This window comes from Pigmentiphaga sp. MLSB6-MA01 (assembly GCF_058793475.1).
In genome coordinates this window covers 611,196-630,925 of sequence record NZ_JBXAFV010000001.1, presented here as the reverse complement: position 1 = coordinate 630,925, position 19,730 = coordinate 611,196, and the positions used below count along the sequence as shown (strand labels likewise).

Here is a 19,730-nt window from a genome sequence, read left to right as displayed (position 1 = left end):
GTCAGTCCAGCTTCAACCCCAGCGCACGCACCAGGCCGGCATAGCGCTGCGTATCCGAGGCCATCGTCGCCGCCATGGCCTCGGGCCCCTGGACGTTTGCCGCCAGGCCAATGGCGGCAAGCTTGTCCTTCACCGCGGCGGTCCGGCCCGCCGCAAGCAGCGCCGTCGACAGATCCCGAACGGCCGGGGCCGGAACGCCCTGCCTCGCGCTCGCGCCTATCCAGGTCTCGCCCGCCGCCGATGGATAACCCAGCTCCGTGAAGGTCGGCACCTCGGGCAGGAGCGCCGACCTTTCCGCGCTGGTCACCGCCAGTATCCGCACCTTGCCCGCCTTGTGGGCCGGCGCCAGGTTGACGATGGGATCGAACACGGCCGGAATGTGGCCAGCCATGAGATCCTGCGCCATGGGCGCGCCCCCCTTGTAGGGCACGAAGGTCAGCGGACACTGTTCGTTCTGGCTGAAGCCGAAGGCCATCAGGTGGCCCTCGCTGCCGACGGCGGCCATGCCGCACAAGGCTTGCCCGGGACGGGCCCGGGCCCAGGCGATGAACGCCGGGACCGACCGCACGGGGATATCCGGATGTACCGCCAGCACCCACGGGAACGTGGCAACGATACCGACCGGCGCGAAATCCCTGGCGGGATCGAACGACAGGCTGCGATACAGCGCGGTCGATATGCAATACACGTTCAACGGGGCCAGCATGACCGTCGAGGCCTCCGGCCGGCTCTGGGCCAGCGCCGTCGCCGCGATGTTGCCGGCGGCGCCGGCGCGGTTCTCGACGACGAAGGTCCCCGCGCCGCGCATGGCCTCGGCGTAGACCCGCGCGGTCACGTCGATCGCCCCGCCCGGCGGAAAACCCACCAGCAGACGGACGACATGCTGGGCCCGGGATATCCGCCAGGGCGTGCCCGCGGCAACCATCGCGGCCGCCAGCAGCCGACGCCTTGCATGGGAACAGCGGTCCATGGTCTCCTCCTTTCGTGGTTAGCGGGCTGGGCCCACCCGGCCCGGGTTCGCGCCCGCGTGGTCCCGCAGGGGCATCTGGCCGAGCCAGAACGCAACCTGCGCCGGATCCTGGAACAGCGTGCCCAGTTCGGCGCGGGCCTCGTCCTCGGACTGCAGCACCGAATCGACCACGCCGTCCCGCCGCTGCCCGCGGCTGGTCGCGAACTCCAGCCGGATGCCATTGGGATCGTAGAAATAGGCGGACCAGAAGCGCCCTCCCAAGGCCACCGGCCCGATGACATCGACGCCGGCCGCCCGCACGTGGGCCAGCAGCGCATCGAACCGCTCCGGCTCGACATGGAAGGCGACGTGCTGCATGCCGCCGGGCAGATCGCGGTTCTGCCGCGCCAGTCCGGCGGGATACTCGAAGAACGCCAGCAGTTGATCGTGCCCCATGTCGAAGAAATAGTGGCGCAGATTGTCGTAGGGCGGCTGGCCCCTGTCTTGCTCGAAAGGCACGCGCCGCACGTGCACCAGGCGCATCTGCATCACGCGGGTGTAGAAATCCATGGTGGCGGGCAGGTCATCGGTGACGAACGCCAGATGGTCGATGCCGCGCATGGGCGCGGTGCCGCGGACGAAAGGCTTCATAGGGACTCCTGGGACAGAAAGGTCTGGATCGCCTCGAGCACCCCATCCGGGTTCTCGCCGGCGATGTGATGGCCGCCTTCGATTTCGCGCGTGCGTAGGCGGGGGTTGCAGGCCTGGACAACGGGCAGGGTCTCGGCGGCGAACAGGTCCGACCGGGTGCCGCGCAGGACGAGCGTCGGCACGGCGACCTCGCCCAGCGCGCGCCACAGATCCACGCCATGGCGCGGCTTCTCGCCCGTCTCCAACTGGCGGCGGAACTGGTCCCGGAAATACGGATCGCGCTTGAGCGCGTAGCCTCCCGGCACCTCGCGCAGATAGGCCTCGAAACGCGGGCGCAGCCGGCTGGCGGCCGGCGTGTCCGGATCGGCGCCGAAATATCGCATGGCGGCCTCCACCGACGGAAAGCTGTCCGGAGTTCCGGCAACGGTCGATGCCACCCGCCGGCTTCCCGCGGGCGCGTTCTCCGGCGACCAATCGACGAGCACCAACGCCGCCACGCGTTCGGGCCGGCTGGCCGCCAGGCAGGTCGCGCCGCGCCCGCCCATCGAATGGGCGACCAGGATGGCGTGCCGCCAGCCGAGGTGGTCGAGCAGGTTCTCGATGTCCTGCGCCATCGTCGGGATGGTGTAGTCCTTCCCCAGACTGCAGGACGAGTCGCCGAACCCGCGCATGTCCATGGCGCAACCGGCCCGCTCCTGGCCGCACAGTTGCGCACCGAAATCGACCCAGTCGTACGAGAAGTACGACAGGCCGTGGATGAATACCACGGGTTCGGCCCGCGGCGCGGCTCCGGTGCCGACAAGACGGTATGCCAGCTCGACATCCCCGGAAGGACAGCGGGCCTGGACGTGTGGGACAGGCATGGGACGAGACTCCGAAAAGAAGAAAGGCTGAAGCAATCGCCACGCCATGATCTAGAATGGCGGCCATGATGTCGATGTCACATCAGTCATTCTTTCTATGAATTCGGTGCATATTTCTCAGCTGGAGTTCGGGCAATTGCGACTGCTCGATGCGCTGCGGACGAAGGGAAGCGTCTCGCAGGCCGCCGAGGCACTGGGCTTGACCCAGTCGGCGGCCAGCCACTCCCTGTCGCGGCTGCGCCGGATCCTGGGCGATCCGCTGTTCGTCCGGGCACCCGGCGGCATGGTGCCCACACCGCGCGGCGCCCGCATCGCGGACGCGGCCCGCGCGGCCCTGGCCACGCTGGACGAAGCCCTGCGGGACACCGGCAGCTTCGACCCGGCCACGGCCGATCGGGTATTCCGCGTCTACATGAATGAAGTGGGGCAGATGGTCATGCTGCCCAGGCTGCTCGACCACCTGCGCCGGCACGCCCCCGGCGTCGCGCTGAAGATCGGCACGCTGCCGGACCAGCAGCCCGGCACCCAGCTGGAAAACGGCGAGGTCGACCTGGCGGTCGGCCACATCACCACCCTGAGCGCCGGCTTTCATCAGCGCCTGCTGTTCCACGAACACTATGTGTGCGCCGTTTCCCCCGACCACCCCAGCTTCGGCGCGGGCATGACGGAAGCCGCTTTCCGCGAGGCCCGCCACGCCGTAACCGGTACCCGCGCGATGGCCCATCGCGTCGTGGAGGAAGCGCTGCTGCGGCACGGCATCGTGCGCCGCATCGGCCTGGAGGCCCCGGAATTCATCGCCCTGCCCTTCGTCATCCCGGCATCCGACCTGGTCGTCACCATGCCAGGCGGGCTGGCGGACCACCTGGCCGGAACCATGCCGCTGCGCATTCTGCCGCCCCCGGTCCCCCTGCCCTCGTATGAAATCCGGATGTTCTGGCACGAACGCGCGCACCACGACGCCGCCAACATCTGGCTCAGGAACCTGTTCGTCGAATTGTTCCGGCGGACGCCCGCCACGGCCTGAGCGGCGGGGACGAGGGGCCCCTTCGCGCCGGCCGGACCGTACGGACCGCTACACTATCGGCATGGGCGCCAACGGCGCCGGCTCCCTTCAAGAGGACGACCATGCCCGCACAAGTCGACCAAGCCGTGTTCGGCGGCGGCTGCTTCTGGTGTATCGAAGCCGTGTTCCAGCAGATCGAGGGCGTGCTTCACGCCGACTCCGGCTATGCCGGGGGACATGTGGACCACCCGACGTACGAGCAGATCTGCAACGGCGACACCGGCCACATCGAGGTCGTCACCGTCAGCTACGACCCCGCCGTGGTCACCTATCACGAGCTGCTGGAGATCTTCTTCGCCTCGCACGACCCGACCACCCTCGACCGACAGGGCAATGACGCCGGGCCGCAGTACCGATCGGCCGTCTTCTGGCAGACCCCGGCCCAGGAGGAAGCGGCGCGCGAGGTCATCGCCGACCTGGAGGCCCGCCAGGTGTTCGGCTCGCCCATCGTGACCCGGTTGCTGCCCCCGGCCAAGGTCTGGCCGGCCGAGGACTACCACCGCGACTATTTCCTGCGCAATCCCGGCCAGGGCTACTGCGCCTTCGTGGTCGCCCCCAAGGTCGCCAAGATGCGCAAGGATTTCGCCCACAAGCTCAAGCGGTCCTGAAAGCCGGCCGGCCCCCGTCCGGCCGCCGCCTCAATCGGCTCGCGGGCCCCAGTCGTCACCGGCCTCGCCCTCGGCCACGCGCAACCCCTGCATTTCCGCCACCGCGGCCATCTTGTGCGTGTGCATGCGCCAGACCAGCTCGACGGCGTTGCGCACGCCCAGCTTGGACAGCACCCGGGCGCGATGCACTTCGACGGTTCGGATGGATATGCCCAACCGGTCGGCGATCACCTTGTTCGCACGCCCTTCGACCAGCAGATCCATGACCTCGCGCTCCCTCTGCGTCAGGGCCTTGCCGCGTTCCCGGCCGTCGTCCCACCTGTGCATCGACTTCATCGTGCGTCCTTCCCCGTCGTTGAAAACCTTGTCATGGGCAGGGCCTCGCGGCCCCGGGGGAAGTCTGGCACGACTTTCGACGCGAAAAAGCTGTCAAGGCTGACAGGAGTCTGAACATCCAATGGATCAATTTGGCACAAAGTTGTGCCGATCTATCATTTTTCGGGAAAACCCCGACGCATTGCGAGCAATTTCGTTATTCACGCCTGCTTCGCGTGAGCTAACATGCCGGCCTTGCAAGTGAAGTCAGATAGGAGCCCACTTCCAATGCGCATTCAGTCAAAACAGAATTTCTGGTCCGGGGTGATGTTCGTATTCCTCGGGCTGTTCTTCGCCGGATTCGCCATCGATTACCAGATGGGCACGGCGGCCAAGATGGGACCAGGCTACTTCCCATTCTGGCTGGGCGTGATCCTGGCAATCCTCGGTGCGATCATCGGCATCTCCGGCCTGTCGCCCAGGGCCGAAAAGACAGAAATCCCGAAATTCAACCTCAAGACCCTGGGCGTCATTCTTGGCAATGTCGTGCTGTTCGGCATCCTGCTGCGTCCGCTGGGCGTGTACGTGGCCTCATTCCTGCTCGTGCTGCTGTCCAGCATGGCCAGCCACGAATTCAAGTGGAAAACCGCCATCATCAACGGCATCTGCCTGGTGATCGCCGTACACCTCATCTTCATTATGGGCCTGGGTCTGATCTTCCCGCTGTGGCCTTCGTTTCTCGGTTTGAACTAAGGAAAGCCATCCATGGAAGTGTTAGAGCACTTGGCCCTAGGTTTTGAAACGGCGCTGTCGCTTCAAAACATCATCTATGCATTTCTCGGTTGCCTGATCGGCACCTTGGTGGGCGTGCTGCCCGGCCTGGGTCCCGTTCCGACCATCGCGATGCTGTTGCCCATCACCTACGCGCTGCCCCCGGTTGCCGGCCTGATCATGCTGGCCGGCATCTACTACGGCGCCCAGTACGGCGGTTCGACCACCGCCATCCTGGTCAACCTGCCGGGTGAAACCTCCGCGGTGGTGACCTGCCTGGACGGCTACCAGATGGCGCGGAACGGCCGCGCCGGACAGGCGCTGGCGATTGCGGCCATCGGGTCGTTCTTCGCCGGCTGCGTGGGTACGCTGCTGATCGCCGCCTTCGCGCCCCCGCTGGCCGAAGTGGCCTTCCAGTTCGGCCCCGCGGAATACTTCTCGCTGATGTGCCTGGGTCTGGTCGGCGCGGTCGTGCTGGCGTCGGGTTCGCTGGTCAAGGCCATCTGCATGATCTTGCTGGGCCTGCTGATCGGCATGGTCGGCACGGACGTGAACTCGGGCGTGGCCCGCTTCTCGTTCGGCATCCCCGAACTGACCGACGGCATCGACTTCGCCGCGGTCGCCATGGGTGTGTTCGGCTTCTCCGAGATCATCAACAACGTCGAGCAGAAGGAAGAGCGCGAAGTCTTCCTGGACAAGATCGGCCACCTGTATCCCACCTGGCAAGACCTGAAGGACTCCGCGCCCGCCATCATCCGCGGCACCGCCATCGGTTCGGCCCTGGGCATCCTGCCCGGCGGCGGCGCGGTGATGTCCTCGTTCGCCTCGTACACGGTGGAAAAGAAGCTCGCCAAGGATCCCTCCAGCTTCGGCAAGGGCAATATCCGTGGCGTGGCGGGTCCGGAATCGGCCAACAACGCCGGCTCGCAGACCTCCTTCATCCCGCTGCTGACGCTGGGTATCCCGGGTAACGCGATCATGGCCCTGATGGTTGGCGCCATGACCATCCACAACATCCAGCCTGGTCCCCAGGTCATGACCAGCAACCCGGACCTGTTCTGGGGCCTGATCGTGTCGATGTGGATCGGCAACCTGATGCTGGTGATCCTGAACCTGCCGCTGATCGGTATCTGGGTCAAGCTGCTGAAGGTGCCCTACCCCATCCTGTTCCCGGCCATCCTGCTGATCTGCTCGATCGGTGTGTACACGCTGAACTACAACGTGTTCGATATCTGGATGACGGCAGCCTTCGGCCTGGTCGGCTACACCTGGTCCAAGCTGAAGTGCGAAGGCGCCCCCCTGCTGCTGGGCTTGGTGCTGGGCCCCATGATGGAAGAAAACTTCCGCCGTGCCCTGCTCCTGTCGCGTGGAGACTTCACGACCTTCGTGACCCGGCCGCTGTCGGCGACCCTGCTGGTCATCGCCGTGATCCTGGTCCTGCTCGTGGCCTCGCCCGCGATCCGCAAGAAGCGCGAAGAAACCTTCGTCGAGGATTGATGAAGATGCCCGCCGCTTCGGCGGCGGCAAGAAAAAAGCGCCTTCGGGCGCTTTTTTCTTGCCTGTGGCCCGGACATCAGCCGCCCCGCGGTTCCGCCGTAAACAGACATCCGCGACGCTATACACTTGCCCCTGGCAATGGAGAATCAGCATGGCATCGATCGGCCCCAAAACCTACGACAGCGTTTCCCCGCTCAACGTCACCTTCATCGGCCTGGGCGTCATGGGCTTTCCCATGGCCGGGCACCTGGCCCAGGCCGGGCACACCGTCCGGGTCTACAACCGCACGCCCTCCAAGGCGCGGGACTGGGTGCAGGAGTTCGGCGGCAGCCACGCGCCGACGCCGCGCGAAGCCGCCCAGGACGCGGACATGGTCTTCCTCTGCGTCGGCAACGATGACGACCTGCGCAGCGTCGTGCTGGGCGCGGACGGCGCCCTGGCCGGCATGAAACCCGGCGCGCTGCTGATCGACCACACCACGGCCTCGGCCAAGGTCGCGCGCGAACTGTCCGCCGCGGCCCAGGACCAGGAAATCGCCTTCATCGATGCCCCGGTCTCGGGCGGCCAGGCCGGCGCGGTCAACGGCGTGCTCACGGTCATGTGCGGCGGCGACGGCGCGGCGTTCGAGCGCATGAAGCCAATCGCGCTGGCCTATGCGCGGGCGGTCACCCTGCTCGGCGGATCCGGCTCCGGCCAACTGGCCAAGATGGTCAACCAGATCTGCATCGCCGGCCTGGTGCAGGGCCTGTCCGAGGGAATCGCGTTCGGCCAGAAGGCCGGGCTGGACATGAAGCTCGTCCTGGAAGTGATTTCCAAGGGCGCGGCGCAGAGCTGGCAGATGGAAAACCGCGGCGCGACCATGGTGGACGGCCAGTTCGATTTCGGTTTCGCGGTGGACTGGATGCGCAAGGACCTGGGCCTGGTACTGGACGAAAGCCGCGGCAACGGCGCCCGGCTTCCCGTCACGGCCCTGGTCGACCAGTTCTATGCCGACGTGCAGCAGATGGGCGGCAGCCGCTGGGACACGTCGTCGCTGATAAAACGACTGGGGTAGCCCCCCTGCCCGCTTACGCGCCCCCCCAGGGGGCGGCGCCTGCGGACCGGAAGGGAAGCCCACCCCCGGGCGGCCTTTGGCCGCTCCCCCTCAAGGGAGCGGCGCCTGCGGACCGGCAAAGCCGGATCCGCGGTGCCCGGGCAACCGACAGGCGGGTAGACGGTGGTCTATTAAGCGCTCAGGGCGGCCAGGGTGCGGTCCAGGGGCCAGGCCAGGTCCACGACCAGGTTGGCGATGCCGGGCAGGTCGTCGAGGTCCACGAAGGGCAACGATGCGCTGGTGGGCGGCACGTCGCTGACGATGGCGCCTATGCTGGCGTCGTCGGGATACAGCCAGGGCTTGCCGTTGGCGGACCGGTGGATCTCGATCTTGACGTGCGGATCGCGCTTGAAGCCCTCGACCAGGATGAAGTCGACCGGCGAAAACCGGTGCAGCAGTTCACCCAGGCGAGGCTCGGGCGCCCCCCTCAGCTCGTGCATCAACGCCCAGCGGCTGCCCGAGGCGATCAGGACTTCCCCGGCGCCGGCCTCCCGGTGGCGGTGGGAATCCTTGCCCGGCTTGTCGATGTCGAACGAATGATGCGCGTGCTTGAGCGTCGACACGCTATGGCCCTTTTCCCGCAGGGCGGGAATCAATCTCGTCAGCAGCGTGGTCTTGCCGGCTCCGCTCCAGCCTGCCAGCCCCAGGACGCGCGTCATCAGATCAGCCCGTCGAAAGGCAGGACGTCGACCAGTTCGCCGGCCGCCACGTTGCCCTGGCCGTGCCCCAGCACGACGAGGCCGTTGGCCTGGCTCATGCTGCGCAGGATGCCCGACCCCTGTGATCCGGTGATCCGCACTTCCCAGCCGCCGCCCGCGGCGGGCGTGACGATGCCCCGCTGGTACTCGGTACGCCCCGGCTTCTTGCGAATGGCGCCCACGCTGGCCGCGCGCAGCATCGGCAACGGCTGGGCCGGCGCGCCGGCCATGGCCAGCAGGGCGTCGCGCACCAGGGCATAGAAGGTCACCATCACCGCCACGGGATTGCCGGGCAGGCCGAACAGGATGGCGCTGCGCCCGCCGGTGGCGATGCGGCCGATGGCCATGGGGCGGCCGGGGCGCATGGCAATGCGCCAGAACAGCACGTCGCCGAGCTTGGCCATGATGGCCTTGGTGTAGTCAGCCTCGCCCACGCTCACGCCGCCCGACGTGATGACCACGTCGGCCTGCGCGGCGGCATCGCGGAACGCCGACTCGAGTGCCTGCGGATCGTCGTGCACCACGCCCATGTCGAGCACGTCGACGCCCAACCGCTGGAGCATGCCCCACAACGTGTAGCGGTTGCTGTCGTACACGCAGCCCGGATCGAGCGGTTCGCCGATCGAGCGCAATTCGCTGCCGGTGGAGAAGAACGCCACGCGCAGGCGGCGCCAGACCGGCACCTCGGCCCGGCCGAGCGAGGCCAGCATGCCCAGGTCCGCCGGGCGCAGCACGCGGCCGGCCGACAGGGCCACGTCGCCCCGGGCCAGGTCCTCGCCCGCCAGCCGGCGATTCTCGCCGGTCTTGACCGCCCCCGCGGGCACGACGACGCGATCGCCATCCTGCCGGACGAACTCCTGGGGAATCACGGTATCGAGTCCGTCGGGCATGGTGGCCCCGGTCATGATGCGCACGCACTGCCCGGAGGCGACGCTGCCCGTGAAACCGTTGCCGGCCAGGCCGCTGCCGACGACCTTCAGCTCCGTGTCACGGCCCGCGGCCAGGTCGGAGCCATAGAACGCGTACCCGTCCATGGCCGAGTTGTCGTGCGCCGGCACGTCGATGCCGGAGACGATGTCGCGCGCCAGCACGCGCCCCAGCGCGGAACGCAGCGCCAGCATCTCGACGCCTTCCACGGACGGCACGAGCCGGGCGATGAATTCACGGGCCTGCTCGACCGGCAGCGCGTTCGGATCGTAGCCGCTGACACAGGACGAGATTTCTTCTAGCGAAGGAGCGGACTTGTCGTTCATGGCATCAGAGCTGCTGCAATTCGGCGAGCGTATTGGCTCCCGCGAAAGCCGCGGGGTCGTCGAAAAAGACCTCGACACAGCGGTGGGTGGCGGTCCACTTGTCGATCTTGCGGCCGCCCGCGGCGGTGAACGCCACGAGGCTGTCCAGCAGTTCCGCCCGCAGCAGGCAGAACACCGGCTGGGTGCGCACGGCGCCGTCCGCGCGGGTGGCCACCATGGCGATCTCGGCACCGGCCGCCTCCAACCCGCCGGCCAGCCGGGCGACGAGGTCCTCGGGAAACTTGGGGGTATCGCAGGGCACCGTGACCAGGTAATCGGTCTCGCAACGCTCGAGCCCGGTCAGAAATCCGGCCAGCGGCCCCGCGTAGTCGGAAAGCGCATCGGGCCACACCGGCACGCCCATGGATTCGTAGGCCGCCAGATTGCGATTGGCGTTGATCAGGACCTGCCCCACCTGGGGTCCCAGCCTGAGCAGCGCATGCATGGCCATCGGAATACCCTGGTAGTTCTGCAGGCCTTTGTCGACGCCGCCCATGCGGCTGCCGCGCCCACCCGCCAGGATCAAACCGGTAATGGAGTCCTTGTCGATCATGCGGCTGAGTATAGACGAGGCGCCCGTGGATTTCGCCGTCCGCGGCTGGTGGTCTAATATCCCCTATCGGCCTGCGACACGCAGCCTCCCACTCATGAGCCCGCCCCCTTCCCATGGCCACTTCCGAATCCCTGCTCCAGGCCCTGCAAACCGTCGTCGATCCCAATACCGGCAAAGACTTCGTCTCGACCCGGTCGATCAGGAACGTCGAGATCCACGGCGGCGATGTCTCGTTCGACGTCCTGCTCGGCTACCCGGCCAAGAGCCAGATCCCCGCCCTGCGCAGCGCGCTGATCGCGGCGGCCCGGACCGTGCCCGGCATCGCCAACGTCAGCGCCAACGTGCGCAGCGAGATCATCGCCCACGCGGTCCAGCGCGGCGTGCCGCTGCTGCAGGGCGTCAAGAACATCGTCGCCGTCGCCTCGGGCAAGGGCGGCGTGGGCAAGAGCACCACGGCGGTCAACCTGGCCCTGGCCCTGGCGGCCGAGGGCGCGCGTGTCGGCCTGCTCGACGCCGACATCTACGGCCCCAGCCAGCCGCTCATGATGGGCATCGACGCGCGCCCCGTCAGCGACGACGGCAAGACCATGGAGCCGCTCGAAAACTACGGCGTGCAGGTCATGTCCATCGGCTTCCTGGTCGCCCACGACGAGGCCATGATCTGGCGCGGCCCCATGGCGGTACAGGCGCTCGAACAACTGCTGCGGCAGACCAACTGGAAAGACCTCGACTACCTGATCGTCGACATGCCTCCGGGCACCGGCGACATCCAGCTCACGCTCAGCCAGCGCGTCCCCATGACCGGCGCCGTCATCGTCACCACGCCGCAGGACATCGCGCTGCTGGACGCGCGCAAGGGCATCAAGATGTTCGAGAAGGTGGGCGTGCCCATCCTGGGCGTGGTCGAGAACATGGCCGTGCACGTATGCAGCCAGTGCGGGCACGTCGAACACATCTTCGGCGCCGAGGGCGGCAAGAGGATGGCCGCCGAATACGACACGCCCTATCTGGGCGCGCTGCCGCTGGACATCAATATCCGGCTGCAGGCCGACAGCGGCAAGCCTTCCGTGGTGGCCGACCCCGACGGCGAGATCGCCGGCCTGTACAAGACCGTCGCGCGCCAGGTGGCGGTCGCCGTCGCCGCCCGGAACAAGGACTTCTCGTCCAAGTTCCCCACCATTTCCATCAGCGCCGACTCCTGACGCGAGGCCGCCATGACCAGCCAGGCTCCCCGCATCGACGTCGCCGTGATCATGCGCAAGGAGCGCGTCCATGGCCCGATGAGCCGGTGGCAGCCCTGGCGGTGGACCCTGGCGGACGTTGTCGCCGACGAGCCGGCGTTCGGCGGCACGCCCCACCTGCTGCGCCAGGATGCGGACGGCGAGTTGTGGCTGCATCCCGGCTTCGTGGTCGAGCTGTTCAAGGATGACGCCGAGGGTTACTACCTGAACGCCACGACCGAGGCGCCCTGCTGGTTCGTGATGTGGCGCATGGAGGAAACGCCGGGCCTGAGCGACGAGCCGCTGGCCCGGCCCGAACTGGTCACGCTCAGCTACTACCATGCGGGCCGGCTGCTGGACGCGCAGGAAACCGTCGAACAGGTGCCCGCCCCCGCCGATATCGCGGGATGGCTGCAGGCCTTCGTGGCCGAGCATTACGTGGCCGAGCCCAAGCGCAGGCGGCGCCCCGTCAGTTTCGAGCCGCTGCAAGACCGCTTCGGCAACCCGGCTTCGGTCAGCACCGGCAGGCGCAAGAACACCGAAGAGCCATGAGCGACGAGAACGCAGGCTTCCTCGGCCGCTGGTCGCGGCGCAAGGCCCGGTCCCGGGCAAGCGCGGACGAGCGCGACGTCGACGCCGACCCCGTCGTCGCCAAGCCGATCGCGGACGAGGCCGGCCACCCGGCAAGCCCGCCTGCCGCGCCGCCCCCGGATACGAACGGCCCGGCGGACAGCGAAGCCTCTTCCCGCGCGGCCGATCCGCGCCAGAATACCGGCCTCGCGGCACAGTCCCCGCCGGCCCCGACCCGGGAGGACCTGGCAACCTTGACGCACGACTCGGACTTCTCCGCCTTCATGCAGCCCGCGGTCGAGCCCGATGTCAAGCTGGCGGCGCTGAAGAAGCTTTTTTCCGACCCGCACTACAACATCATGGACGGGCTGGACGTCTACATCGACGACTACTCTTCGCCCGAGAAACTGCCCGAGTCCACGCTCAGGCAGATGGTCAGCGCGCGCGTCCTGGCCCTGGTCCAGGACGATCCCGCTCCGCGGTCCGGCGATGATCCCTCCGGCCCGGCCCGGCCCGCGAACGAGGCCGCGACCGGTGATGACGCCGGGGGATCCGTGCTAGAGTCTGGCGCATCCACAGGCCAGACGCCCAGCGACGGCCAGACGCATTTCGACTTTCCCGAGCCCGAATCCCCCAGGTAGCCGGGCTCTTCAGAGCGCCCATGCCTACACTGATCTGCGACTGCAACAAGACCATGCCCCTGGACGCCGACTCGCTCGGCGCGGCACTGGACGAAAAGCTGGCTTTGCACTCCACGCTCTGCCGCCACGAAGCCGGCGACTTCCAGCGGGCGGTCACGGGCACCGCGCCCGTCATCGTCGCCTGTACGCAGGAAAAACGCCTGTTCGCGCAGATCGGCGAACACACCGAAGGCGCCGTCGCCCCGGTGCGCTTCGTCAACATCCGTGAAACAGGCGGCTGGAGCCGCGACGCCTCGAAGGCCATGCCCAAGCTGGCCGCGCTGCTGGCGGCCGCGAGGCTGGCCGACCCGGAACCGGTCCCCACCGTCACCTATCGCAGCGCCGGACGCCTGCTCATCGTCGGCCCGCTCGACGAGGCCGAACGCGCCGCCTCCATGCTGGACGACACGCTCGAGGTCACGATCTTCGCGCGTGGCCCCGGCGCGGCGGGCGCCACCCAGGAGCGCCTCCATCCCGTGCTCGCGGGCCGCCTGGAATCGCTGCAAGGCTGGCTGGGCGCGTTCGATCTGGCGTGGGTGCAGGACAATCCCATCGACCTGGACCTGTGCACGCGCTGCAATGCCTGTATTGCCGCGTGTCCCGAAGGCGCGATCGGCCTCGACTACCAGATCGACCCCGGCCGCTGCCGCGACCACCGTGCCTGCGTGGCATCCTGTACGACCGCGGGCGCGATCGATTTCGCCCGCGCCCCGGAACGCCAGGAGGCGCGCTTCGACCTGGTCCTGGAACTGGGCGGCCGCACGCTGTTCGCGCAGCACGCCCCGCCGCAGGGCTATTTCTCCTGGAACGGTGCCGATCCCGCGCCGCTGCTGCGGCTGCGCGACATGGTCGGGGAATTCGAGAAACCCAAGTTCTTCGACTACAAGCAGTCGCTGTGCGCGCACAGCCGCAACGACACGATCGGCTGCCGCGCCTGCGTCGACATCTGCTCGGCCCACGCCATCGACAGCGACAAGGCGCACCAGCAGATCAAGGTCAATCCCAATCTCTGCGTGGGCTGCGGCGCCTGTACGACCGCGTGCCCGACCGGCGCGATCACCTATGCCTACCCGCGCATGACGGACCAGGGCGCGACCGTGCGCACACTGCTGTCCACCTACGCGCGGGCGGGCGGCCAGGCCCCCGTCGTGCTGGTGCACAGCCAGGAGGCCGGACGCGCGATGATCGAGCGCCTGGGACGCGAGGCCAGCCTGGACCGGCTCCAGGGCGTACCGGCCAACGTCATCCCGCTGGGCGTCTGGCACACCGCCAGCCTCGGCCTGGAGGCCTGGCTGGGCGCCATCGCGCTGGGCGCCTCGCAGGTCGCCATTCTGGCCACGGCCGAAGAGGCGCCGCAATACCTGGACAACCTGGCCGCGCAACTCGCGGTGGGCCAGGCCATCCTCGACGGCCTGGGTTACGCGGGACCGCACCTGCACCTGCTGCGCCCCGAGTCGCCGCAGGCGCTGGACACGGCGCTGCGCGAACTCGCGGCACGCCGCCCCGGCGTGCCGGCCGTGCCTGCACGCTTCGCCATGGTCCGCGAGAAGCGCAGCACGCTGGACCTCGCGCTGGACCACCTGATCACCCACGCCCCGGCCGCGCGGAACGAAATCGCCCTGCCCGGCGGGCCGCCGGGCACCGGCTCGCCCATCGGCGGCCTGGTCATCGACAAGGACGCCTGTACGCTGTGCATGAGTTGCGTGGGCGCCTGTCCGTCCAGCGCCCTGCTCGATAACCCCGAGGCGCCCCAACTGCGCTTCCTGGAAAAGAACTGCGTGCAATGCGGGCTGTGCGTCGAAACCTGTCCCGAGAACGCGCTGGCCCTCGCGCCGCGCCTGCTGCTCGCGCCCGAACGCGCCCAGGCCCGCGTGCTGAACGAAACGCAGCCTTATCACTGCGTGCGCTGCCACAAACCCTTCGGCACGCAGAAAGCGATCGAGGCCATGCTGGCCCGGCTGGGCGGCCACCCCATGTTCCAGGGCGCGGGCCAGGAACGCTTGAAAATGTGCGGCGACTGCCGCGTGATCGATCTGTACTCCGGCGCCAACGAATCACGCATCACGGATCTATGAACGCTTCCATTTCCCCCGCCGATATCGGTTCGGCCTCGCTCGACGAGGAAATCGCCCGCGCCGAACTCTATGGCGTGCTGGCGCGCCTGTTCTACGCGCCGCCCGACCCGGCCTTCGCGGCCGGCCTGCGCGCGGCGGCCACCGAAGCCCCGATGGCGGGCGCCTTCCTGGAAACGCCCTGGCGCGACCTGGTCGCCGCCGCGCGGGACATGGACGATCCGTCGTTGCACGACGAGTACGAGGCCTTGTTCGGCGGCCTGGGCAAGCCCGAGGTCTACCTGTACGGGTCGCACTACCTGAACGGTTTCCTGAACGAAAAATCGCTGGTCGGACTTCGGAATGACCTGGCCGCCCTGGGCCTGGCCCGGGACCCCGCCATGCCCGAGACCGAGGACCACATCGCCTACCTGTGCGAAGTCATGCGCTACCTGATCGCCGGCGAGGACGCGGCGCAGTGCCACCTCGCCAACCAGCGCAAGTTCTTCGGCGACCACCTGCTGCCGTGGGTGCCCGCCATGTGCGACGCCCTGTCGGCCCACCCGCGGGCGCGCTTCTATGCGGCGCTGAGCGAGTTCACGCGGGCGTTCGCCAGCGTGGAGGCGCAGGGTTTCGACATGCTGCCCTGACCGCGGCAAGGCCGAGGGTATACCCGAGGCCAGGAACGGTTTGCGGCATTGCCTGTAACCGGTTACCGGGGGTACAGTATGCACAGCACTTCATATCTGGCAGCCCCAACGGAGACAGAGATGCCCAAGATCGCCGCCAACCTATCCCGCCGGGGTTTCTTCGTCGGCGCCGCCACCGCCGGCGCCGTTGCCGCCACAGCTGTCGTCGCGCCTTCTCTGCGCCCCGGCCCGTCGCCCCAGGCGGCCGCCAGGCCCGCGCCCGAACGGGGCGGCGGCTACAGCGTCACCGACCACGTCAAGCGCTACTACAAGTCCACGCTGGTCTAACCACCGGAGCACGGCATGCTGCTGACCAAGAAAACGGGCGCCGGCGACTCCGGCGCATCCTCTTCCTCGTTCGTCCATAGCCTGCGCCGCGGCATGGCCCACGCGCTGCCCACCATGGACCGCCGCACCTTCCTGCGCCGCTCGGGACTGGGCGTGGGCGCGGGGCTCGCCGCCACGCAACTCGGCCTGGTCAGGAAAGCCGACGCGGCCGACGGTGACCAGAAGACCGCCATCGGCAAAGGCAAGGTCGAAGTCAGGCGCACCGTCTGTACGCACTGTTCGGTGGGCTGTTCGGTCGACGCCGTGGTCGAGAATGGCGTCTGGGTCCGCCAGGAACCGGTGTTCGACTCCCCCATCAACCTCGGCGCGCACTGCGCCAAGGGCGCCTCGGTACGCGAGCACGGCCACGGCGAGCACCGCCTGCGCTATCCGATGAAGCTGGTCAACGGCAAGTACCAGCGCATCAGCTGGGATACCGCCCTCGACGAAATCTCGGCCCGCATGCTCCAGTTGCGCAAGGAAAGCGGCCAGGACTCGGTCTACGTGATCGGCTCGTCCAAGCACAACAACGAGCAGTCCTATCTGTTGCGCAAGTTCATGAGCTTCTGGGGCAGCAACAACTGCGACCACCAGGCGCGCATCTGCCACTCGACCACGGTCGCCGGCGTAGCCAATACCTGGGGCTACGGGGCCATGACCAACTCGTACAACGACATGCAGAACTCCAAGGCTGCGTTGTACATCGGCTCGAACGCCGCCGAGGCCCACCCGGTGTCCATGCTGCACCTGCTGCACGCCAAGGAAAAAGGCTGCAAGGTCATCGTCGCCGACCCCCGCTTCACCCGCACGGCCGCCAAGGCGGACCACTACGTGCGCATCCGGTCCGGCACCGACATCCCCTTCCTGTTCGGCGTGCTGTATCACATCTTCAAGAACGGCTGGGAAGACAAGAAATACATCAACGACCGCGTCTACGGCATGGACCAGGTCAAGGCCGACGTCCTGGCCAAGTGGACGCCGGACAAGGTCCTGGAAGCCTGCGGCGTGGACGAGGCCACCTGCTACAACGTCGCCAAGACCATGGCCGAGAACCGCCCCAGCACGCTGGTGTGGTGCATGGGCCAGACCCAGCACAGCATCGGCAACGCCATGGTGCGCGCTTCCTGCATCGTGCAGCTCGCGCTGGGCAACGTCGGCGTTTCCGGCGGCGGCGCCAACATCTTCCGCGGCCATGACAACGTGCAGGGCGCGACCGACATCGGCCCCAACCCCGATTCGCTGCCCGGCTACTACGGCCTGGCCGAAGGTTCGTGGCGCCACTTCGCCAAGGTCTGGGACGTCGACTACGACTGGATCAAGAGCCGCTACGCCTCGCCCGCGATGATGACCAAGTCGGGCATCACCGTCTCGCGCTGGATCGACGGCGTGCTGGAGAAGAACGACCTCATCGACCAGGACTCCAACCTGCGCGCCGTCTTCTACTGGGGCCACGCGCCCAACTCGCAGACGCGCGGGCTGGAAATGAAGCGGGCCATGGACAAGCTCGACCTGCTGGTCGTGGTCGATCCCTACCCCTCGGCCACCGCCGCGATGGCGGCCATGCCCGGCAAGAGCGAGGACCTGAACCCCAACCGCGCCGTCTACCTGCTGCCCGCGGCCACGCAGTTCGAGACCAGCGGCTCCTGTACGGCGTCGAACCGGTCGCTGCAATGGCGCGAGAAGGTCATCGAGCCGCTGTGGGACAGCCGCACCGACCACATGATCATGTACCAGCTTGCGCAGAAACTCGGCTTCGGCGCCGAGCTGTGCAAGAACTACAAGATGCAGAAGGTCAAGGGCATGGATGAGCCCGTCATCGAGGACATCCTGCGCGAGATCAACCGCAGCAACTGGACCATCGGCTACACCGGCCAGAGCCCGGAGCGGCTCAAGGCCCACATGCGGCTGATGCACGCCTTCGACGTCAAGACCCTGCGCGCCAAGGGCAGCGTGGTCGACAAGGAAACCGGCTACGACATCCAGGGCGACTACTTCGGCCTGCCCTGGCCCTGCTTCGGCACGCCCGAGCTCAAACACCCCGGCTCACCCAACCTGTACGACACCTCCCGGCACGTCATGGACGGCGGCGGCAACTTCCGCGCCAACTTCGGCGTGGAGCGCAACGGCGTCAACCTGCTGGCCGAGGACGGCTCGCATTCCAAGGGCGCCGACATCCCCACCGGCTATCCGGAATTCGACCACGTGCTGCTGAAGAAACTCGGCTGGTGGGACGAACTGACCGACGCCGAAAAAGCCGCGGCCGAAGGCAAGAACTGGAAGACCGACCTGTCGGGCGGCATCATCCGCGTGGTGATGAAGAACCACGGCTGCCACCCCTTCGGCAACGCCAAGGCGCGCGCGGTGGTCTGGAACTTCCCCGATCCCATCCCGCAGCACCGCGAACCGATCTACGGCACGCGCCCCGATCTCGTCGCCAAGTACCCGACCCACGACGACATGAAGACCTTCTGGCGCCTGCCGACGCTGTACAAGTCGCTGCAGCAGAAGAACGTGGAAGACAAGCTCTACGAGAAATTCCCCATCATCCTCACTTCCGGCCGCCTGACCGAATACGAGGGCGGGGGCGACGAGACCCGGTCCAACCCCTGGCTGGCCGAGCTGCAGCAGGAAAGCTTCGTCGAGATCAACCCCAAGGCAGCGGCCGAACGGGGCATCACCAACGGTTCGCGCTGCTGGGTGGTCACGCCCACCGGCGCACGGCTCAACGTGCAGGCCCTGGTCACCGAACGGGTCGGACCAGACACCGCGTTCATGCCCTTCCACTTCGCGGGCCGCTGGCAGGGCAAGGATCTGCTGGACTACTACCCCGAAGGCGCGGCTCCGATCGTGCGCGGCGAGGCGGTCAACACCGGTACCACCTACGGCTACGACAGCGTCACCATGATGCAGGAAACCAAGACCACCATCTGCAACATCGAGAAGGCATAAGGAGCGCGCCATGGCCAGAATGAAGTTCATCTGCGATGCGGAGCGTTGCATCGAATGCAATGCCTGTGTCACGGCGTGCAAGAACGAGCACGAAGTCCCGTGGGGCGTGAATCGCCGGCGAGTGGTCACGCTGAACGACGGCGTGCCGGGCGAAAAGTCCATCTCGGTGGCCTGCATGCACTGCAGCGACGCGCCCTGCATGGCGGTCTGCCCCGTCAATTGCTTCTATCACACCGACGAAGGCGTGGTGCTGCACAACAAGGACACCTGCATAGGCTGCGGCTATTGTTCATACGCCTGTCCGTTCGGTGCCCCGCAATTCCCGTCGCAGGGCACCTTCGGCGTACGCGGCAAGATGGACAAGTGCACCTTCTGCGCCGGCGGCCCCGAAGCCCACGGCAGCGAGGAAGAGTTCAAGAAATACGGCCGCAACCGCCTGGCCGAAGGCAAGCTGCCGGCCTGCGCCGAAATGTGCTCGACCAAGGCGCTGCTGGGCGGCGATGGCGACGTGATCGCCGACATCTTCCGCACCCGCGTGGTCGCGCGCGGCAAGGGCGCCGAGGTCTGGGGCTGGGGTACCGCCTACGGCTCCAAGCAGGCCGGCCAGCCGCCGCAGAATCCCCAGCCGGGCGGTACCACCACCGGAGGCAAGTGATGAAAGCCAGCGTCTTTCTCGCCATCCTGCTCGTTTTCGGCACCGCCGCCTGCACCGAACGGGACCAGTCGCTCTACCAGGGCAAGGTCCAGAACGGCGAGCCCGCTTACAAGGGCACCGGCGTCTCGGCCTTCACCGCGCCGGGCTGGACCCCGGGAGACCGGAACAGCTGGGAACAGGAACTCAAGACCCGGGCCCAGCAAGGCCAGAACGAATACAACCGGGTGAACTGACCG

At 67.5% G+C, this 19,730-nt stretch carries 21 protein-coding genes; 14 read left to right on the top strand and 7 right to left on the bottom strand.

The window, feature by feature from the left end; translation table 11 throughout:
• Position 1 precedes the first annotated feature (1 nt).
• From AC1Q6E_RS03035 to AC1Q6E_RS03025, 3 genes are read right to left on the bottom strand one after another with little or no spacing between them, the layout of a single operon-like run.
• Positions 2-970 (bottom strand): tripartite tricarboxylate transporter substrate binding protein, encoded by a 969-nt coding sequence (locus tag AC1Q6E_RS03035; protein ID WP_152793813.1) that lies wholly within the window; start codon positions 968-970, stop codon positions 2-4.
• A gap of 18 nt (positions 971-988) precedes the next feature.
• Positions 989-1,600 carry a VOC family protein gene (locus AC1Q6E_RS03030; protein WP_152793812.1) on the bottom strand — a complete coding sequence of 204 codons (612 nt, stop codon included), beginning with the start codon at positions 1,598-1,600 and terminating at the stop codon, positions 989-991.
• Positions 1,597-2,463, bottom strand: coding sequence for an alpha/beta fold hydrolase (locus AC1Q6E_RS03025; RefSeq protein WP_492572167.1), 867 nt, complete (start codon positions 2,461-2,463; stop codon positions 1,597-1,599). Before AC1Q6E_RS03025 ends, AC1Q6E_RS03030 begins: the two co-directional genes overlap by 4 nt.
• 106 nt (positions 2,464-2,569) lie before the next feature.
• On the opposite strand from AC1Q6E_RS03025, the gene AC1Q6E_RS03020 reads away from it, so the two are divergent.
• A complete protein-coding gene (locus AC1Q6E_RS03020) occupies positions 2,570-3,487 on the top strand; it encodes a LysR family transcriptional regulator (protein ID WP_492572166.1) in 918 nt (305 codons plus the stop codon).
• 101 nt (positions 3,488-3,588) lie between these two features.
• A complete protein-coding gene (msrA, locus tag AC1Q6E_RS03015) occupies positions 3,589-4,134 on the top strand; it encodes a peptide-methionine (S)-S-oxide reductase MsrA (protein ID WP_152793809.1) in 546 nt (181 codons plus the stop codon).
• Positions 4,135-4,164: 30 nt separating this feature from the next.
• Here msrA and AC1Q6E_RS03010 read toward each other — a convergent pair whose 3' ends face one another.
• Positions 4,165-4,470, bottom strand: a complete 306-nt coding sequence (locus AC1Q6E_RS03010) for a response regulator transcription factor (RefSeq protein WP_152793808.1) — start codon at positions 4,468-4,470, stop codon at positions 4,165-4,167.
• Positions 4,471-4,737: 267 nt separating this feature from the next.
• On the opposite strand from AC1Q6E_RS03010, the gene AC1Q6E_RS03005 reads away from it, so the two are divergent.
• The 3 genes from AC1Q6E_RS03005 (at position 4,738) to AC1Q6E_RS02995 (ending at position 7,771) form a co-directional block, all read left to right on the top strand.
• Positions 4,738-5,202: a tripartite tricarboxylate transporter TctB family protein gene (locus AC1Q6E_RS03005; protein WP_152793807.1), complete on the top strand. Its 465-nt coding sequence runs from the start codon at positions 4,738-4,740 to the stop codon at positions 5,200-5,202.
• 12 nt (positions 5,203-5,214) lie between these two features.
• On the top strand, positions 5,215-6,717 hold the full coding sequence (locus tag AC1Q6E_RS03000; protein ID WP_152793806.1) for a tripartite tricarboxylate transporter permease: 1,503 nt from the start codon (positions 5,215-5,217) through the stop codon (positions 6,715-6,717).
• A gap of 151 nt (positions 6,718-6,868) precedes the next feature.
• Positions 6,869-7,771, top strand: coding sequence for an NAD(P)-dependent oxidoreductase (locus AC1Q6E_RS02995; RefSeq protein ID WP_152793805.1), 903 nt, complete (start codon positions 6,869-6,871; stop codon positions 7,769-7,771).
• Between the two features lie 170 nt (positions 7,772-7,941).
• On the opposite strand, the gene mobB is transcribed toward AC1Q6E_RS02995, so the two are convergent.
• The 3 genes from mobB to mobA are packed head-to-tail and all read right to left on the bottom strand — an operon-like array spanning position 7,942 to position 10,353.
• Positions 7,942-8,469 carry a molybdopterin-guanine dinucleotide biosynthesis protein B gene (gene mobB / locus AC1Q6E_RS02990; protein WP_296560526.1) on the bottom strand — a complete coding sequence of 176 codons (528 nt, stop codon included), beginning with the start codon at positions 8,467-8,469 and terminating at the stop codon, positions 7,942-7,944.
• The gene (moeA, locus tag AC1Q6E_RS02985; RefSeq protein WP_152793803.1) at positions 8,469-9,761 is read right to left on the bottom strand and encodes a molybdopterin molybdotransferase MoeA; all 1,293 of its coding nucleotides are present in this window, start codon (positions 9,759-9,761) and stop codon (positions 8,469-8,471) included. The genes mobB and moeA overlap by 1 nt, the downstream gene beginning before the upstream one ends.
• A 4-nt stretch (positions 9,762-9,765) precedes the next feature.
• Positions 9,766-10,353 carry a molybdenum cofactor guanylyltransferase MobA gene (mobA, locus tag AC1Q6E_RS02980; protein WP_152793802.1) on the bottom strand — a complete coding sequence of 196 codons (588 nt, stop codon included), beginning with the start codon at positions 10,351-10,353 and terminating at the stop codon, positions 9,766-9,768.
• Between the two features lie 113 nt (positions 10,354-10,466).
• Here mobA and apbC point away from each other — a divergent pair, with 113 nt between their 5' ends.
• From apbC to AC1Q6E_RS02935, 9 genes are all read left to right on the top strand, one after another.
• Entirely contained in the window at positions 10,467-11,555 is a 1,089-nt protein-coding gene (apbC, locus tag AC1Q6E_RS02975; RefSeq protein ID WP_152793801.1) for an iron-sulfur cluster carrier protein ApbC, read from the top strand.
• A 12-nt stretch (positions 11,556-11,567) separates the two neighbouring features.
• On the top strand, positions 11,568-12,125 hold the full coding sequence (locus AC1Q6E_RS02970) for a DUF3305 domain-containing protein (protein WP_152793800.1): 558 nt from the start codon (positions 11,568-11,570) through the stop codon (positions 12,123-12,125).
• On the top strand, positions 12,122-12,784 hold the full coding sequence (locus AC1Q6E_RS02965) for a DUF3306 domain-containing protein (protein ID WP_492572165.1): 663 nt from the start codon (positions 12,122-12,124) through the stop codon (positions 12,782-12,784). The genes AC1Q6E_RS02970 and AC1Q6E_RS02965 overlap by 4 nt, the downstream gene beginning before the upstream one ends.
• Positions 12,785-12,804: 20 nt before the next feature.
• Positions 12,805-14,898 (top strand): 4Fe-4S binding protein, encoded by a 2,094-nt coding sequence (locus AC1Q6E_RS02960; protein ID WP_492572164.1) that lies wholly within the window; start codon positions 12,805-12,807, stop codon positions 14,896-14,898.
• Positions 14,895-15,524: a TorD/DmsD family molecular chaperone gene (locus AC1Q6E_RS02955; protein ID WP_152793797.1), complete on the top strand. Its 630-nt coding sequence runs from the start codon at positions 14,895-14,897 to the stop codon at positions 15,522-15,524. The genes AC1Q6E_RS02960 and AC1Q6E_RS02955 overlap by 4 nt, the downstream gene beginning before the upstream one ends.
• A gap of 120 nt (positions 15,525-15,644) precedes the next feature.
• Positions 15,645-15,851, top strand: coding sequence for a twin-arginine translocation signal domain-containing protein (locus AC1Q6E_RS02950; RefSeq protein ID WP_296560536.1), 207 nt, complete (start codon positions 15,645-15,647; stop codon positions 15,849-15,851).
• Positions 15,852-15,866: 15 nt separating this feature from the next.
• Complete coding sequence (locus AC1Q6E_RS02945; protein ID WP_152793795.1) at positions 15,867-18,839, top strand: formate dehydrogenase subunit alpha; 2,973 nt, start codon at positions 15,867-15,869, stop codon at positions 18,837-18,839.
• 10 nt (positions 18,840-18,849) lie between these two features.
• The gene (gene fdh3B / locus AC1Q6E_RS02940) at positions 18,850-19,494 is read left to right on the top strand and encodes a formate dehydrogenase FDH3 subunit beta (RefSeq protein ID WP_130357212.1); all 645 of its coding nucleotides are present in this window, start codon (positions 18,850-18,852) and stop codon (positions 19,492-19,494) included.
• Entirely contained in the window at positions 19,494-19,727 is a 234-nt protein-coding gene (locus tag AC1Q6E_RS02935; protein ID WP_130357211.1) for a hypothetical protein, read from the top strand. Before fdh3B ends, AC1Q6E_RS02935 begins: the two co-directional genes overlap by 1 nt.
• Positions 19,728-19,730: the final 3 nt, after the last annotated feature.